Raw genomic sequence first — 15780 nt, 5'->3', positions numbered from 1 at the left:
GCTGAAGCATGTAGTCCGCGGTATAGTCCTGCCCTATTGTTCGGGGACCCGACCGGATTCATACTGGCAAAATGTTGATGGCGATCCTCTTTGGCGCGGTGGCCTCCAGCGCGCTGCTGGTGGGGGCCTTCATCGGCGTGAGGTTCGAGATGCCCAAGCGGCTCCTCGCCATCCTCCTCTCTTTTGCCTCCGGCGCGCTCATCACCGCCCTGACATTTGAACTCTTCGAAGACGCCTACGAACGGGGTGGAATAGAGCGGGCCGCCATTGGGCTTTTTGCCGGCGCTGCGGTGTTCACAGGCCTCAGTGCGCTGCTGGACCGGTGGGCCCAGCCAGGAGCCGGAGGGGCTCCCGCAGATGAGTTCCAGGGGAGTGCCAAACTTGATACGGACGCTGCGGCTTCCGACCGTCCGCCCACGCCTTCGTCCACCCGCGGCGCTGCCGGAATGGCCCTCCTTGCCGCGGTGACGCTGGACGGGGTTCCGGAGAACGTCGCCCTGGGTATCTCGCTCGGGGAAGGGACCGGCGGGCTGGCCTTGCTGGCGGCCATCTTTGTTTCGAACCTGCCGGAGGCCCTTGTGGGGGCGTCGTCCATGAAGGCGCAGGGAAGAGCTTCAGGCCTGGTCATCGGGCTGTGGACAGCCTGTGCTGTGCTATTGGTGCTGGCAGTCGTACTCGGCGCAGGGCCGCTTTCGGGAAGCGACCCCAGAACAATTTCACTGCCTTTGGCGTTCGCCGCCGGTGCCGTCATAGCTTCGCTCGCCGACACACTGATGCCAGAGGCCTATGAGCACGGCGGCCCTGCGGTGGCCCTGGGCACTGCCGCGGGCTTTGTGCTTTCCTTCGTTCTATCCCTGGCCTGATGATCAGGACGGCGTGCCTGGGACCCCACAGCCCCGCCCGAAAGGACTATTCTGGAGAGTACCGTTCAGCAGCGCGGGGCCAACGCCTGCCTGTGCCTCGCTGGCGATTCCAGGCCTACCTGTAGAGGCAAGGTGGAGAGGGGTCAGTCCCATGGCAGGTGACGCCAAGAGGGAAACAGCGGCGGACATTGGACTCCATCTCCAGGATCTGGTGCTGGACAGCTCAGACGTGGGGGAGTTTCTTAACGAGCTCGCGGCCTACTCCGCGGACAGCCTGTCCAAGCCAGGCCTGAGTGTCTACTGTGGCATCACTGTAATCCGGCGGAAACGGGCACTGACAATTGCCAGCAGCAATGATTGCGCAAGGGCCATGGACGAGCTGCAGAACACCTTCGGTGAGGGGCCGTGCCTGACTGCAATGAAGGAAATGACCACCATTCATGTGCCCGATCTCCGTGATGAATCGCGCTGGCCGGACTATGTCCGGGCCGTGGGAGGTCAGGGCATCCTGTCCATTCTGGGTGTGCCGCTTCCCCTCGAAGGGGAAACGAGGGCCGCGCTTAATCTGTACTCGCCGGAGGCCCATGGATTCTCCGGGGAGGACATTGCTGACGCCGAAGATTTTGCGGAGCGGATCTCGAAGAACCTGCGGCTGGCCCTGCGGATAGCGCAACTGACAGAAGCGCGCAATGACCTCGCGGCCGCAATGCAGTCCCGCACCACTATTGACCTAGCTGTCGGAGCGATCATGGCCCAGAACAGGTGCAGCCAGGATGCCGCCCAACAGATGCTGAACAGAGCCTCGAACAGCCGGAATATCAAGCTGCGGGACGTGGCCGCGGGGATCATTGCGTCCATCAGTGAGGGCTCGGCTGTGCACACCCACTTTGACGAGTAGGGCGGGTTGCGAAGGGCATCCGGTGGACGCAGCCGCGTGCTTGTCGGATTGGCTGCAGGACGTTAGCCTGATCTCGGGAGCATCGCTCAAGCAGCGTGGGCACAGGCCTCCCATACAGCAGGAGTTCTGTCAGTGTCGACCATCTCCAACCGCTTCATTCCAGGCGGCGCCCACCATCCCTACAGCCAGCGGCTGTGGTGCACCCAATGTCATACCGATCGTTTCCTGATCGTCGAGTCAATCGAAGCACTCGAAGGAGGGGAACGGGACTTGGTCAGGGTTTCCTACACGTGCGGGGAGTGTGAATGCTTCTACGAGCACGCTGCTGGTGTGCCGCAGGTGGCGGCCATCCTCAACCGTCCCGGGCCTCCAAAATCGCTGGGCGTTTTGCAGTTTGGCGGGGAATACATCCACTGCGGTGAACCTATGCACGTGGCCGGTTCCGAGCTCCGCAATGCCTATGCCGCCATGAAAACGGAGCGGGAGCCTGAAGCGCTCCTGGACGTTTACCTTCGAACCCGCGTCCTCAGATGCAATTGCGGCTTCCAGATGGAGATCCCTGACTGAAGCCCTTCTGCCTGTTTCAGGTGTTCCTCTTGGAGTTCTTGGTGCCGGTGCTGCCGGCGCCGTGGCTGGGCTCGAGCTCCTCAGCGTAAGGGGCACGTGGCAGCGGTGGAACTTCTTCGATCAGTTCGTTGGCGGCGCAGGCCAGCAGGTCGCGCTGCAGCAAGGGCAGGGACAAGAGTCCCTGCAGGTACGCGTGGACCTCGTATTCACCCACCGCTCCACCGATGCTGAAATACGTCAGCCATAGGTCCGCCGGGGTGATGTCGGCGGATTTCAGTGCCTTCCTGAGCAGCCGGCACTGTTCTTCTTCGTGGGCCTCGAACCCCATCGGTGACTCCTCTACCCGCGGCGTCCCGGTACAGCCGCAATGATCCGACTGCACTCTTTCAAGAGCGTTGTCCGATCTGCCCTGACACGGCTTAGGAGTTTCCGCATTGCGTCGTCGCTGCTTAGCCCGTGCCGCTCCATCAATATCCCTGTTGCCCTCGCGATGGTGTCCCTGCTGTAAAGTGCGGTTTCCAGCGATTCGCTGATGCGGCGTGGCGTTTCAGAACTCTGGACGTTCGCCAGGAGGGTGGCGGCGGGGCCGGCGAACAGCTGAAGTAGCCGGCTTGTTTCCTCGTCATAGATCCCGGGCTGGGCGGCGTAGATTTTCAGCGCGCCGAGTGATTCCTTGCCTGCTGCCAGCGGGGTGCTCAACACTGAACGGATGGGGAGCTCCTTCATTGCGGCGCACCATTCCGGCCAGCGGGATTCCGTCCGCACGTCCTCGACGAGAATTGTTGCTTCCGAAGCCCATGCGGTCAGGCAGGGTCCCTGCCCCAGCTCGTATTGTGCGGTATCCGCCTGTTCCACAATCTTGTCAGTGGCGGCGCTGCTGGTGCGTCTGCCCTGCGTATCAAGGAGGGAGATACCTGCACCCAGCGTCCCCGGAATGGCCTGCTTTGCGGCGGCCGCGAGCAACTGTACAGCGCGCTCAACTTTCTCCTCGGTAAGGAGGAGCCCCTTCACCCGGGCGATGACAGAAGAGAGTTCGTCGAGGGGAAGCTGTTTGGACATGATTGCCTCTTGGTCGGGTTCGGGGGTGTGGGCTCAGACCCCTTCCCGGGGTTCCCCAGCCCACAAGCCAGCTTCTTCCAGCATAGCCTCATGCCCGCTGGAGCGCCGGAAACCGCTACCGCCATAAGTCTGACTCAAGGTTGAATCAAGAACGCATTTTTTGGTCTTTTGCAGCCTGAAGACGCTGTACTTTGTTCTCTAAGCCTCCGCTTTCCCCCGAAGACCGGAGTGCTTGGAAGCCCCCGCGCTTGAATCACAGGCTCGCGCAGGGGCTTCCGTCATGTAGGCCTCATTGACGGCCGCCATGTCAGAGCGGATGCTTAGAGCTGGCCTCTTGGCCTGAAACCGTAGGGGTTCTCTGCGGGACCCCCGGAGGCACTGTCGTAGCCTTCCTGCCAGGCATTCCTCACAGAGGTGACCAGAGCTGCCAGCAGCCCGTAGTAGGGATGATCCGGGCCCAGGAAAATCATCTCTTCATCGGCTTTTTCCAGAACCATCTGGATGTCCCTGCTCATCTGCCATCTCCTCCTTCGTTGGAGTGTTAGCCATTCTGGCCATGAGGGAGGACCTGCGCAATGGCGGTTCGATCAGCCTGTTCCAGACGGGCAGCCAGCACAGGATGGCCGCCGTGCTCATGAGTACTGCGCCCAAAACATCGCTGGGGTAATGCACGCCCAGATACAGGCGGGAGTATGCAACGCCAACGACAAGAACTGCGCCGGCGACGGCAGTGACTGTTCGTTGATGCCGGGTCTGCGCCAGTACGAGTACGGCACCCCAGGCGAGCGCCGCTGCGAACGCCGTGTGCCCGCTGGGGAAGCTGTCGTGGCCGGCTTCTGCGATCAGAGACTGCGTGGCGTCCGCCGGTGGCCTTAGCCGGAGGATGGCCATCTTCCCCAGTTCAGACGACAACCACCCAACGGAAACCAGCGATCCGAGTGCGATAGCAGCAAGCGGCTTCTTCAGAATCACCAGGAGCAGGCAGGCGAGCGCAAGAATAATGATGTTCCCCAGCGGGGAAAAGACGGCATTAAAGGTCAGGAACAGTCCTGTGAGGACAGGGTTTCGCCCGGGAATGAGCAGTTGATCCATTGCCAGGTCCGGTCCCGGGGATCCGTAAGTTTTCCCCAGGTATCCCAGCCCCAGCGTCAGCGCAAAGAGTGCGAAGGACGCTGCCAGTAACAACCAGCTTTGACCTGGCATGCGGAGGCAAGGCACGGGACGGCGTGGTTCCTTCATGTCTTCTTTCTGGCATGGATCTGCAGGAAAAGGAGGGGGTTCAAGTATTCCACCCGAACTATTCCATGTGTAGGTGGGAGGACGCTGAGCGGATGGTGGGGGAGCCTGTCACGGCGGGCGGCCTCTGGAACGCCGGGTCGGCCGGGCGTATTCTGGAAACACGTTTCACCACGTTGAGCTGGAGAGCCATGGAGCTGAAAGATAGCCCAAAGCTGACTCTTGGTGCGGCCCTGGCAAGGGTCCTCGGATTTTTGGTGGTGAGCGTTCTGTGTGGTGTGCTTGCCGCTGGTTTTGTGGTGCCCGCAGTGGCCGTCACAGGAACGACTGTGAGCAATTCCGTTGCCTTCTTCAACAACCTCCCGGGCGAACTGGATGTAGACGCCCCGTCTCAATCCACCAAGGTTCTGACTGCTGACGGTAAACCCATTGCCACGTTCTATGCCGAGAACCGCGTACGCGTCCCGTTGGATCAGATCTCGCCGTATATGAAGAATGCCGTTATTGCTATCGAGGACAGCCGTTTTCACGAGCATGCGGGTGTTGACCCTCAAGGCATTGTGCGGGCATTGAGTTCGAACCTCAGCAGCGGGGGGCGCCAGGGTGCTTCCACGATTACCCAGCAATATGTCACCAACGTCCTCAACGAGTCCCGCCTCTCCGAAGGCAACACCGAAGAAATAGTCCTCAGCGGCCAGAAAACAATTGGTGACAAGCTGCGTGAGATGAAGCTGGCCCTTGAACTTGAGAAGAAGTTCACCAAGGACCAGATACTCGAGGGCTACCTGAACATTGTTTTCTTCAATGCCAATGCCTACGGGATCGAAGCCGCATCGCGGTACTTCTTCAGCACGTCGGCCAAAGATCTCAATCTGCCACAGTCCGCGTTGCTCGCAGGGCTGGTCAACAGTCCCAGTTTCTACGACCCCTCGGTCAACCCGGAAAACGCGCTGCAGCGGCGTAACCAAGTGCTGGGAAAAATGCTCGAAGAGCGGATGATTCAGCAGCCAGAGCATGACGCGGCAGTGGCCTCCGGCGTCGAACTTAAGATCACTCCGTCAAAGCAAGGCTGCGCCGGGGCGGAAATGGCCGTGTATTTCTGCGACTATGTCTCGCACCTGATCCTCAACGACCCTGCGTATGGCGCTGATATTTCCGAACGTGAAAGGCACCTCTACCGCGGCGGGCTGACCATCATCACCACCTTGGACAGCAGATTGCAGGGACCCGCCCAGGCCCAGGTGGACGCCACGGCAGGGCCCAACCCTGATAAATGGGGTGCTGCCCTGGTAACGGTCCAACCCGGTACCGGAAGAATCCTGTCCATGGCCCAGAATACAGTTTTCCTTCCCCAGGAAGGAAAGTTTGATACCCAGCTGAACTTCAACGTCGATGCCAAGGACGCCAACGGCGGTGACCTCAACGGGGCCGGCGGCTTCCAGCCCGGATCTACCATGAAGCCGTTCACGTTCGCCCAGTGGCTCAATGAGGGCAAATCGATCACGGCCGAAGTGGATGCCTCGCGGCGGACCTATCCGCTTAATTTCCCGTGGCGGTCCAGTTGTGGGAAGGTGCTCGGCGGCTACAGCACGGCCGAGAAGAATGCCGGTCTGGGCACCGCAGATGACTTGCAGAACGCCGATGAAGGGTACTACCGGAAAATGCCCATCAACTATGGGCTGTACAACTCCATCAACACCGCGACGTTCGCGTCGGCCACCCAGCTGGACTTCTGCGGCATCCAAAAGATGGTGGATGCAGTAGGAATCCACAGCGGACTGGACGGTGCTCCGGTCAACATGCACCAACTCGGCAACCTCCTCGGAGCAATCGGGGTTGCCCCGCTCCATTTGGCAAATGCCTTCGCGACCTTCGCTAACGACGGCAAATACTGCACGCCGATCGCCATCCTGGACGTCACGGATCCCAGCGGGCGAAAGTTCCCGGCTCAATCAACCAGTTGCCGGGACGCCGTGAAACCCGAGGTTGCCCGCGGCGTGAATGCAGTTCTGCAGGACGTTTTGAAAGTGGGATCCGGTGTACACATCAACCCCAAGATCCACGACAAGGTTCCCACTGCTGCCAAGACCGGAACGTCCAACAACAACGGTGCGAGTTGGGTGGCTGGCTACACCTCCGGACTTTCCACCGCATCATTCTTTGGGGACACCCTGGAAGGGCAGAGCCGGCCGGGCCACAATCTGACCATCAACGGCAAGTTCTATCAGCGGGTTGACGGCTATATGATCGCCGGCCCGCAATGGGTGAACTACATGCTGCAGGTTGCCGGACTTTACCCGGCGGCACCGTTCCCCGGCCCACCGGCGTCAATGATGAAGCCCTGAGAGCTACCCTGGTGCCCTGGAAGCAAACTTGCGGTTCGGACCACAGTTAGCCGGCCGCCGGGGCCGGTACAAACCGCGTCGCCGTCTGATCGCGGAACCAATGGGCCAGCTTCTTGCCTTTGCCCTTCCACCAGTTGTCTTCGTCCTTGCTGGCGTGAAGACGGAAGACTAGAGCCACCATGATGAACGTCCCGAACGCCACGTCCATCCATGCCCAGAAGGCCGCATCCATCAGGACGCCCACGCCGGTGACCAGAATCGACGGCACGGCCAACGTGCGGAAAACGGTGTTGGCTATGTAGCGTCGGTGAGACCGGGGTACCGAGAGCATGCTTACCAGGTCACAGCACAGGCAAAGCACCACCATGGTTTGTCCGAGGCCCAACAGGATCATGCCGGGCATAGTGGCTCCGAAGGAAGCCAAGGACAGCAGCCCGGAATTCATGGCGTGACCCGGCCCTTGAGGTCTGCGATCGGATCCATTGGGGCTCCTTGATGACGTTTTGACCGTTGATGTAACCGCGGACGCCGGGTTTCCGGCTGTGCACCCCAGAATGGCCGGACAACATCAAAAATCGCCTCAATTTCCCAAAAAATCACCTCAAGTTCCAGGCTGGCAGAATCCTGGGACCGCCGGCGCTAGGGCAAGCGGCTTGGTTCCGCCGCCAGTGCAGCCCGAACCGTCGGCCACGATTGCAGAATCTCCAGGACGTCAGGATTGCGCTCGGCGGCGACGCATTGGGCGTAGGACTCCTCCAAGAGCCCATCCACCATGATCCTCTTACCGCTGGACGCACTCTGAACGGCAGACTCCACCATGGCCAGGCTCATGATGTTCTGGTGAACCTGCCCCATGGGCGCGGCCCCCGACCGGAGCGCGGACACGAAGTCCACCAGCGCGCCAGCGATCTCCTGGCCCGGATTCTCGCTTTCGAGCTCGCCAACAGGTTCACCATAAGCAGCGGCCGACTCCACGAGGGGCTCGTTGTCCCCGTCCCAGATCACCGATCCATGCTCACCGCTGATCCGCCAAGCGGCGTTCCAGGACGTCTCAAGTCCAGGGCTGCACCAGCTGCCCGTGAAGACAAAACGTTCGCCGCCGGACATCTCGAAGATAGCCGTGGCCGCGGCATCACCCCGGTACCAGCTCCAGGATGGGTTGTACTCCTCGCAGAAAACGGACACCGGATCCGCGTCCAGCAGGAACCGGGCCATGTCGAATTGATGGATGGCCATGTCCAGCAGGAGTGGATGCTCCATGGCGTCACGGAATCCGCCGAAGCGGGGGGCTTTGAAGAAGTCAGCCGACACAATACCGACGTTCCCGATTGAGGAGGCGAGGCGCTTCGCGGCAAAAAGCTGGCGGTTGTACCGGCGGGATTGGCTCACCATAAAGAGCTGCCCGGAAAGCTCGGCAGCGGCCGCGAGGGACATCCCCTGGGCCAGCGTGGAAGCCACCGGTTTCTCGCCCAGGACCGGCAGCCCTGCTGCCAGCGCCTCCGTCGTGACCGGGTGGTGCGCGGCCGGGACGGTGACGTTGATGACGGCCTGGGCGCCGACGTCGGCCGCTAACCGGGCGGTGCCCGTTCCCACGGGAACAGGGCGGCCTACTGCCGCGGCACCGGCACTGGCAGCCGCAAGGTCGAGGTCAACGATTCCCGCGAGTTCGACGAGCGGGGACTCCTCCACAGCGTTCAGCCACGCGCGGCCCATACCGCCGGCGCCGACGACGACGACGCGCAGGGGAGTACCGTCGTCGGGAATGGTGGCAAAAGAGTTGCTCACGCCCTGGCTCCCTGGTAGCTCTTGCCGTTGAAGAAATCGTTGGTTTCGTAGCGGAGCAGCTCCGGGTACACACGTTCCGGGCGGTCGGTCAGTGCCCACTCCACGGCATTGGAGATCACGCGGCGGATGTCCTTGTGGTGGTACACCGGGTAGTCCTGGTCGCCGGGGCTGAAGTAGAAGATCTTGCCGTGGCCACGGCGGAAGGTGCAGCCGGAGCGGAACACTTCCCCTCCGCTGAAGGAGCTGATAAACACAAGTTCTTCCGGAGCGGGGATGTCGAAGAACTCGCCATACATCTCCTGCTCGTCAATCACGATGGGGTGCGGAACACCTTTGGCGATGGGGTGGGTGGGATCCACAGTCCACACGAGTTCGCGGTCCTGCTCGGAACGCCAGCGCAGGGTGCAGGAGGTGCCCATGAGCTTGGTGAAGATCTTGGACCAGTGGCCCGAATGCAGAACGATCAAGCCCATCCCGGAGAGCACATGGCGGTGCACGCGCTCAACAACTTCGTCGCTGACGTCGGCGTGGGACATATGGCCCCACCAGGTGAGGACGTCAGTGTTGGCCAGAACCTCTTCCGTTAGGCCGTGTTCGGGGTCATCCAGGGTGGCTGTGCGGACGGTCACCCTGCTGCCGAGGTTCTCCTCAATACCCTCCTTGACGGCTCCGTGCATGCCCGTTGGGTACAGGCGGGCCACGAGTTCGTCGTGCTTCTCGTGCTGGTTCTCACCCCACACGGTGACGCGGATTTGTGGTGCTTCAGCGGCATTGGCGCTGCTGGTCATAGTCTCTCCTGGATTGGTTGGGGGTGGGGTTGGTTTGAGTCGGAACTACTTAACAGCTCCGCTGGAGGTGCCCGCCGCGATGTATTTCTGCGCCGCCACGAGCAGGATGATGGCAGGGATGGAGGCCAGGACGGCGGTGGCCATCACCGAACTCCAGTCGTTCACATAGGCGCCGATGTACTGGAAGATGCCCAGTGTTACCGGCCGGACTGCCTCGGTGGTGGTGAGCGTCAGGGCGAAGAGGAAATCGCTCCATGCGAACAGGAAGGTAAAGAGGCCCGCGGTAATCAGTGAATTGCGGCTCAGTGGAATGACAATCGAGAAGAATGCCCGCAGATGCCCGGCGCCGTCTACCTTTGCCGCTTCTATCACCGATGAAGGCAGGCCGTTCATGAACGCCCGGATGATCAGGATGGCAAACGGGATCCCATGGGCCGAGTCCGCCAGGATCAGTCCGGGGATGGAGTTCAGCAAACCCAGATCGTTGTAGGCCGTGTAGAGCGCATTGGCTACGACGATCCCGGGAATCATCTGGCTGATCAGGATGGCGAACAGTACCACCCCGGCGCCTTTGACCTTGAAGTAGGCCAGGGCGTAGGCAGCCGGTGCGGCGATGGCCAGGCTCAGCAGCACACTGCCGAGCGAGATGACCAGGCTCGTCACAAGATTTGGCCCCTGCTCCCGGATTGCCGTGAGATAGCCCGTGAAATCCGGGTTAAGGGGCAGCCAGGTTGTGTCCACCGTGGCCCCGTTCGGCTGCAAGGACGCGTTGATCATCCAGTACACCGGGAAAAGCATGATGGCCAGGAACAGGATGGCCAGGGCAGTGTTCCCCCAGCTGCGGGGCTCAGCCTTCTTTTGAATCGGCCGGGTCATGGTTTCCTTACTCATCGACTGCCCTCCTGCTCGCCCGGAGGTACAGGACTGCAAACACCAGCGAAATGATCACCAGGACGTTCCCCAGCGCTGCACCTTCGCCGAACTTGAACTCCTGGAAGGACAAGGCATAGGACTGCGTGGCAATGGTCTGCGTGGAGTTGGCAGGACCGCCGTTGGTCAGGCCCAGGATGATGTCCAGCACCTTGAGCGTGTAGACGACGCCGAGCACCAGGACCACACTGACCACCGGCTTGAGCATGGGCCAGGTGATGTAGCGGAAGGCCTTCCAGCCCGTGGCTCCATCGAGGGAGCCCGCTTCATAGAGTTCGTCCGGAATTTCCTGCAGGCCGCCGTAGAGAATGGTCAGGTTGAACGGAATCCCGATCCAGATATTTACGCCGACGACGGCGATCAGCGCCAGCGATGTGCTGGTCAGCCAGGGAACACCTGTCTCGATAATGTTCAGGTCCCCGAGGAAGCGGTTCAGCGCGCCGCTGTCCTTGTCCAGGATCCAGCGCCAAACGGCGCTGGACACGATCAGCGGAAGCAGCCACGGGAGCAGGAGCAGTGAGCGGAGGATCCCGTTGAGTGGAAATTTGCGCTGAAAGAAGATGGCAAGGGCAAGGCCGATCACGAACTGCCCCAGGATGGATCCGACGGTGAACAACGCAGTGTTCAGGAGGGACGTTGAGAACAACGACGACGACAGTACAGTGACGTAGTTCTGCACGCCCACCCAGGGCGCTTCTCCGGTGAAGAAGGTTGCCGTGGTGTAGTCCTGGAAGCTCATTATCACGTTCTTGACCACGGGGTAGCCAAAGAACAGGGCCATATACACAACGGCCGGCACCAGGAAGAGCCACTGGAAGAGGCGTTCTTTTCGATGGCGGTTGCGTCGGCGCGGAACCGGGGGTTCTTGACCCACGCCCGGCAGGTGCTGCCTGGATTGCGCCTTCGAAGGCGACAAGTCAGCTGCTAGTGACATGACTCCCTCTTACTGGCCCTGGGCTTGCTTCAGTGCGTCCGCCGGAGAAGCGCTTCCGGTCAACGCAGCCTGGATCGCGGTGTAGATCTTGGTTGCCTGGGCCGGCCATCCGTCACCGAGCTGCCCGGTACGCGCCCGTGCTGTCTTGACGAGTTCGGTGAACGTTGCGAGCTTGGGGTTTTCCTTTGCGAAGGTCTCCGCCAGCGAGGTCTTGGAAGGAATAGTGTTCCGGGCCTTAGCCATGGACATCTGGTTTTCGTCGTTGTTCAAGCACGAAACGATCTCGGCGGCTTTGGCCTGGCGTGCCTTGTTGCCCGTTTGGGGAACAGTCCAGACTTCTCCGCCCAGCGGAGCCACCGCCGTCTGGCCGGCCTCGCGGACAGGGATCTTCACGACGCCGTACTGCAGCGAGGGCTGCTTGCTGAGAGCGGGGATCTGCCAGGGTCCATTGACCATCATCGCTGCTTTACCTGCCAGGAACTGATCGTTGACGTCGGCCTGGGTCCAGTTGAGGGCAGATGAGGAGACTGAGCCATCCTTCACCAGATCCGTCCACAGCTGTAGTGCCTGGGTTGTTTCCGGCGTGTTGATGTTTTTCTCGTCCCCGCCGTTGGACCACATCACGGGAAGGAACTGCCACGTGCCCTCGTAGGTGGGGTTGGCGTTGAAGGCCAAGCCGTATTGGTCGCCCTCTGTCAGCTTGGCGGCTGCCGCCTCCAGCTCATCCCACGTTGCAGGCGGGGTGACGCCTGCCTTGGCCAGGATGTCCTTGTTGTAGAAAAGGGCAATGGTGTTGACAGTGGGGGCGAGGCCATAGACCTTGTCCTTGTAAGTTCCCGCACTCAACACACCGGGAGCGAAATCTTCAGTGCTTACCTTGAAGTCGGACAATGGCGCCAGGGCGCCGGTTGCAGCGATCTGCTGAAGATCGGGGTTGTCCAGCATCAGGACATCCGGCAGCGTTTTAGAGGAAGACTGCTGGAGAACCTTGGAGATCAGGGATTTGCCGGGCACTGTCTCGCGCTTAAGCGTGACTCCGGCCTCTGCAGCACAGCTGGTCAGGGCGTCGCCGATGAACGACTTGTCCGGCTCATTGTTGTAGTAGTCCATCACGGAGATTTCCGTGACAGTTTCAGAACCGGCGGAGCCAGAAGGGGCCCCACATCCTGCGAGCAGGAGTGGAAGGCCCACCAGTGCTGTGACGGCGGTGGCAAGGGGCCTGTTTCCGGTGAATGCTGACTTCATTGTCTGTCCTTCTTGATAGTGGTTTCGTCGATGCGTATCGATAATGCCCAAAACGGAATGGCTGGGGAGATGGCGGGTTGATTGGGCTAGCTTGCTTTGGCTTTGGCGGGGCGGATGACGCTGGATCTGTGCGTGATCGTGGGCGGCACCAGCTCCAGGGATTCGTGGGGTCCCTCTGAACCGGATTCGAGCAGATTGCAGATAATCTGCACTGCCCGGCGGGAGACTTCGCGGGGGCGGAGGTCGATGGTTGACAAGGGTACGGGTTGGAGTTCCGCCAGTGCCGGTGATGCGCTGCCGATGACGGAAACGTCGGTTCCCGGCGTCAGTCCTCGGGCGGAGAGAACCCGGAGCAGAATCTCCTGCACTGTTCCCTCGGGAGCGATGAATGCCGGCTGTCCTGTGGTTTGGGCCAGCACCTCATCCATCGACTTGGAAATGGTGCCGATATCGGTTCCACCAACCACGTGGACCAGCTTCACTCCCAGCTCCTTCGCTGCCTGGTTGGTGCCCTGCACGAAGCGGTCGACGTAGTTGACCTGGCGTTCCACAACCTCAGGTTGCCAGGCGATGACCCCTATGGTTGTATGTCCGGCTGCGGCGAGATCGTTGACTGCCAAGTGCCCCGCCAGTTCAAAGTCGGCGTCGATGCAAACGAGGCCGGAAGGATCTCGTGGAATTCCAATGAGTACCACCGGAACCGTTAAAGCCCGGGCAACAGGAAGCCGTTCGTCCTCTCCCGCCACCTGCATCAGGATCAGCCCGTCACAGATTTGCTGCCCGACGACGCGGCGGAGCCCGTTTGCACCCTCGTCTTCCGTCACCAGGAGGATGTCGTGGTCGTGCTGCCTGGCGGTTGACGCGATGCACGATACAAATTCCATGAGGGAGGCCATATGCAATTCCGGTATGAAGGGAATGACCAGGCCGATGACGCGGGTCCGGCGGCTCGCGAGTGCGCGGGCTCCGGCGTTGGGGTGGTAGGTGAGCTGTTCAATTGCAGCCTCGACCTTTTTTCTTGTCTTTTCCGAAATTGGGCGTTTACCGCTCAGCACGTAAGAAACAGTACTTTGGGCTACTCCCGCGGCGAGGGCAACATCCTTGCTGGTTGGCATGGATTCTGTCCCCTCCCGTGTAGGTGCTTCCGGCGAATATGGTTTATCGATACGCTTCGTCGATACGCATCGAGAAAGAGTATGGCACGCATCACTTGAACAGCGCAATGGTTAATTTACGAATCAGCGATGACCCAGGCAGTCGTATCCACCGGAAGCGTGCCATTGACCAACTGCCTGCTGGCGATGACGACGTCTCCCTCGGGCAGTGCGACAGGTTCAGGGCTGAAATTGGTGATGCTGTGCCACCCTCCGGGGCGCACGAAATGCAGGACGTCAGGGCGGTGCCCCTCGACCCAGCTGAGCGTCTCAGCGGACCGCAGCCTTCTGCGCAGCCGGAGCGCGCGGCGGTAGAGCTGCAGGGTGGAATCGGGATCAGCGTCTTGAGAGGCCACGGAAAAAGGACCGAACCACGCTGGCTGGGGCAGGTGCGGTTGCGTAGAGCTGAATCCGAAAAAGGGGGCGTCGGCGGTCCACGGGAGGGGAACCCTGCAGCCATCCCGGCCCTTTTCACGGTGGCCGGTCCGGACCCAGATGGGATCCTGCAGGACGGTTTCGGGGAGATCGGCAACCTCGAAAAGACCCAGTTCCTCGCCTTGGTAAAGGTAGGAGGATCCTGGCAGGGCCAGCATCAGGAGCGTTGCGGCTCGGGCCCGTGCCAATCCCACGTTTCTGTCCTCGGCAGGCGATGATCCGCCAGAGAGCAGCCACGCCTGGAAGTCCACTCCGGGAGGGAGCCCGTAGCGGGAGGGATGGCGGACGACGTCGTGACTGGAAAGCACCCAGGTGGAGGAGGCGCCCGACAGTCCTGCTTCGGCAAGGTTGGTGGTGATGATTGTCCGGAAGGTCTGTGGCTCCCAGTTGGCCTCGAGGAGATCGAAGTTGAAGGCCTGGCCCAGGCCGGTGGGCTTTGCATAGAGCGCGCGCCGAGGGGCAGTGGGAGCCCAGGCTTCCGCGACTGCTGCGCGCGGCGGATCGTACTCGTTCAGCACCTTGCGCCACTCTGCGAAGATGCGATGGACGTCGTCCCGGTCAAACAAGGGGTCGGTGCCGTCGTCGGGCGTGCTACGCGGGTCCGAGGTGGGCCTGCTCCTGAGCGGTTCGGACAGATCCTTGGCCATGCCGTGGGCCACATCGACGCGGAACCCGTCCACTCCCCGGTCCGACCAGAAGCGGAGCGTTCCCAGGAAGTCCTCCCGGACCTCCGGATTGTCCCAGTTGAAGTCCGGCTGCTCCGGGCTGAAGAGGTGAAGATACCACTGGCCATCCGCCACCTTGGTCCAGGCGCTGCCGCCGAAATGTGAGAGCCAGTCCGACGGCGGCTGGGAACCGTCGGGGCCGGTTCCGTCCCGGAAAATGTAGCGTTCGCGGGCCGCTGAACCCGGTGGTGTAGCGAGCGCTTCCCGGAACCAGACGTGCCGGTTGGAGGAGTGGTTCGGAACAATATCCACGATCAAGCGGATCCCCACGTGGTGAAGGGCGGCAAGCAGCTCGTCGAAGTCTTCGAGTGTCCCCAACCTGGGGTCGACGTCCCGGTAGTCGTCAACGTCATAACCGCCATCGGCCAAAGCGGAGGGATAAAAGGGGCTCAGCCAGACCGCCTCGATGCCTAATGACTGCAGGTACGAGGCCTTCGCGGTGATCCCGGGAAGGTCGCCCAGACCGTCCGCGTTGGAGTCGGCAAAACTGCGGGGGTAGATCTGGTAGACGGCCGCCTGGCGCCACCAATCGGCATCGGGACTCAGACCGGTCTGGTGGAACTCGGCGTTCATGTGGACCATCCTATGGGGCCGGCCCACCCCTTGAGGCTCTGACGCGGGTGGTTTTCCGCAGGTTTTCGCCTGTGTTTTCCCACCTTTGCGCACGGATCGCCAGTCCCCTTGCAAGGATCCTGCAAGGCTTCTGCAAGGATCCGGAAGGAGACAAAAGCGAAGCCTACTCTGGAATAGCCCCCAGAGCGCTATGAGCACTTCCCTCCTCCATATTCATCAGGCCAAGCAGGCTCCCTTTTGAGA

Annotated in this window: 16 protein-coding genes; 4 read left to right on the top strand and 12 right to left on the bottom strand. The window is 61.3% G+C overall.

Annotation, left to right across the window (positions count from 1 at the left end):
- Positions 1-71 precede the first annotated feature (71 nt).
- The 3 genes from M1D88_RS17370 to M1D88_RS17360 all read left to right on the top strand — a co-directional run bounded on the left by M1D88_RS17370 (position 72) and on the right by M1D88_RS17360 (position 2328).
- Entirely contained in the window at positions 72-863 is a 792-nt protein-coding gene (locus tag M1D88_RS17370; protein ID WP_458111983.1) for a ZIP family metal transporter, read from the top strand.
- Positions 864-1014: 151 nt separating this feature from the next.
- On the top strand, positions 1015-1761 hold the full coding sequence (locus M1D88_RS17365) for a GAF and ANTAR domain-containing protein (RefSeq protein WP_458111982.1): 747 nt from the start codon (positions 1015-1017) through the stop codon (positions 1759-1761).
- Between the two features lie 132 nt (positions 1762-1893).
- The gene (locus M1D88_RS17360; RefSeq protein ID WP_458111981.1) at positions 1894-2328 is read left to right on the top strand and encodes a hypothetical protein; all 435 of its coding nucleotides are present in this window, start codon (positions 1894-1896) and stop codon (positions 2326-2328) included.
- A 16-nt stretch (positions 2329-2344) separates the two neighbouring features.
- Here M1D88_RS17360 and M1D88_RS17355 read toward each other — a convergent pair whose 3' ends face one another.
- From M1D88_RS17355 to M1D88_RS17340, 4 genes are all read right to left on the bottom strand, one after another.
- A complete protein-coding gene (locus M1D88_RS17355; RefSeq protein WP_458111980.1) occupies positions 2345-2656 on the bottom strand; it encodes a hypothetical protein in 312 nt (103 codons plus the stop codon).
- Between the two features lie 11 nt (positions 2657-2667).
- Complete coding sequence (locus M1D88_RS17350; protein WP_458111979.1) at positions 2668-3387, bottom strand: GAF and ANTAR domain-containing protein; 720 nt, start codon at positions 3385-3387, stop codon at positions 2668-2670.
- Between the two features lie 320 nt (positions 3388-3707).
- Positions 3708-3902: a hypothetical protein gene (locus tag M1D88_RS17345; RefSeq protein ID WP_458111978.1), complete on the bottom strand. Its 195-nt coding sequence runs from the start codon at positions 3900-3902 to the stop codon at positions 3708-3710.
- The gene (locus tag M1D88_RS17340; protein WP_458111977.1) at positions 3862-4626 is read right to left on the bottom strand and encodes a phosphatase PAP2 family protein; all 765 of its coding nucleotides are present in this window, start codon (positions 4624-4626) and stop codon (positions 3862-3864) included. The genes M1D88_RS17345 and M1D88_RS17340 overlap by 41 nt, the downstream gene beginning before the upstream one ends.
- 188 nt (positions 4627-4814) lie before the next feature.
- Here M1D88_RS17340 and M1D88_RS17335 point away from each other — a divergent pair, with 188 nt between their 5' ends.
- Positions 4815-6968 carry a transglycosylase domain-containing protein gene (locus M1D88_RS17335; protein WP_458111976.1) on the top strand — a complete coding sequence of 718 codons (2154 nt, stop codon included), beginning with the start codon at positions 4815-4817 and terminating at the stop codon, positions 6966-6968.
- A 46-nt stretch (positions 6969-7014) separates the two neighbouring features.
- On the opposite strand, the gene M1D88_RS17330 is transcribed toward M1D88_RS17335, so the two are convergent.
- The 8 genes from M1D88_RS17330 to M1D88_RS17295 form a co-directional block, all read right to left on the bottom strand.
- The gene (locus M1D88_RS17330) at positions 7015-7413 is read right to left on the bottom strand and encodes a hypothetical protein (RefSeq protein WP_458111975.1); all 399 of its coding nucleotides are present in this window, start codon (positions 7411-7413) and stop codon (positions 7015-7017) included.
- A gap of 194 nt (positions 7414-7607) precedes the next feature.
- Positions 7608-8753, bottom strand: coding sequence for a Gfo/Idh/MocA family protein (locus M1D88_RS17325; protein WP_458111974.1), 1146 nt, complete (start codon positions 8751-8753; stop codon positions 7608-7610).
- Positions 8750-9541, bottom strand: coding sequence for a ThuA domain-containing protein (locus tag M1D88_RS17320; protein WP_458111973.1), 792 nt, complete (start codon positions 9539-9541; stop codon positions 8750-8752). Before M1D88_RS17320 ends, M1D88_RS17325 begins: the two co-directional genes overlap by 4 nt.
- A gap of 45 nt (positions 9542-9586) precedes the next feature.
- On the bottom strand, positions 9587-10417 hold the full coding sequence (locus M1D88_RS17315) for a carbohydrate ABC transporter permease (RefSeq protein WP_458114564.1): 831 nt from the start codon (positions 10415-10417) through the stop codon (positions 9587-9589).
- A 7-nt stretch (positions 10418-10424) separates the two neighbouring features.
- Entirely contained in the window at positions 10425-11405 is a 981-nt protein-coding gene (locus M1D88_RS17310; RefSeq protein ID WP_458111972.1) for a carbohydrate ABC transporter permease, read from the bottom strand.
- 9 nt (positions 11406-11414) lie between these two features.
- Positions 11415-12650: a sugar ABC transporter substrate-binding protein gene (locus M1D88_RS17305; RefSeq protein ID WP_458111971.1), complete on the bottom strand. Its 1236-nt coding sequence runs from the start codon at positions 12648-12650 to the stop codon at positions 11415-11417.
- An 86-nt stretch (positions 12651-12736) separates the two neighbouring features.
- Positions 12737-13765 carry a LacI family DNA-binding transcriptional regulator gene (locus M1D88_RS17300; protein ID WP_458111970.1) on the bottom strand — a complete coding sequence of 343 codons (1029 nt, stop codon included), beginning with the start codon at positions 13763-13765 and terminating at the stop codon, positions 12737-12739.
- 116 nt (positions 13766-13881) lie between these two features.
- Positions 13882-15537, bottom strand: a complete 1656-nt coding sequence (locus tag M1D88_RS17295; protein ID WP_458111969.1) for a glycoside hydrolase family 13 protein — start codon at positions 15535-15537, stop codon at positions 13882-13884.
- Positions 15538-15780 lie beyond the last annotated feature (243 nt).

This window comes from Arthrobacter sp. R1-13 (assembly GCF_054161475.1).
This window is presented reverse-complemented; position numbering and strand designations above follow the sequence as displayed.

Excerpts from the sequence above, each read along its gene's own strand:
- M1D88_RS17370 (WP_458111983.1), top strand. The coding sequence starts at position 72 with ATGTTGATGGCGATCCTCTTTGGCGCGGTGGCCTCCAGCGCGCTGCTG.
- M1D88_RS17365 (WP_458111982.1), top strand. The coding sequence starts at position 1,015 with ATGGCAGGTGACGCCAAGAGGGAAACAGCGGCGGACATTGGACTCCAT.
- M1D88_RS17355 (WP_458111980.1), bottom strand. The coding sequence starts at position 2,656 with ATGGGGTTCGAGGCCCACGAAGAAGAACAGTGCCGGCTGCTCAGGAAG.
- M1D88_RS17350 (WP_458111979.1), bottom strand. The coding sequence starts at position 3,387 with ATGTCCAAACAGCTTCCCCTCGACGAACTCTCTTCTGTCATCGCCCGG.
- M1D88_RS17345 (WP_458111978.1), bottom strand. The coding sequence starts at position 3,902 with ATGAGCAGGGACATCCAGATGGTTCTGGAAAAAGCCGATGAAGAGATG.
- M1D88_RS17340 (WP_458111977.1), bottom strand. The coding sequence starts at position 4,626 with ATGAAGGAACCACGCCGTCCCGTGCCTTGCCTCCGCATGCCAGGTCAA.
- M1D88_RS17335 (WP_458111976.1), top strand. The coding sequence starts at position 4,815 with ATGGAGCTGAAAGATAGCCCAAAGCTGACTCTTGGTGCGGCCCTGGCA.
- M1D88_RS17330 (WP_458111975.1), bottom strand. The coding sequence starts at position 7,413 with ATGAATTCCGGGCTGCTGTCCTTGGCTTCCTTCGGAGCCACTATGCCC.
- M1D88_RS17320 (WP_458111973.1), bottom strand. The coding sequence starts at position 9,541 with ATGACCAGCAGCGCCAATGCCGCTGAAGCACCACAAATCCGCGTCACC.
- M1D88_RS17315 (WP_458114564.1), bottom strand. The coding sequence starts at position 10,417 with ATGACCCGGCCGATTCAAAAGAAGGCTGAGCCCCGCAGCTGGGGGAAC.
- M1D88_RS17310 (WP_458111972.1), bottom strand. The coding sequence starts at position 11,405 with ATGTCACTAGCAGCTGACTTGTCGCCTTCGAAGGCGCAATCCAGGCAG.
- M1D88_RS17305 (WP_458111971.1), bottom strand. The coding sequence starts at position 12,650 with ATGAAGTCAGCATTCACCGGAAACAGGCCCCTTGCCACCGCCGTCACA.
- M1D88_RS17300 (WP_458111970.1), bottom strand. The coding sequence starts at position 13,765 with ATGCCAACCAGCAAGGATGTTGCCCTCGCCGCGGGAGTAGCCCAAAGT.
- M1D88_RS17295 (WP_458111969.1), bottom strand. The coding sequence starts at position 15,537 with ATGAACGCCGAGTTCCACCAGACCGGTCTGAGTCCCGATGCCGATTGG.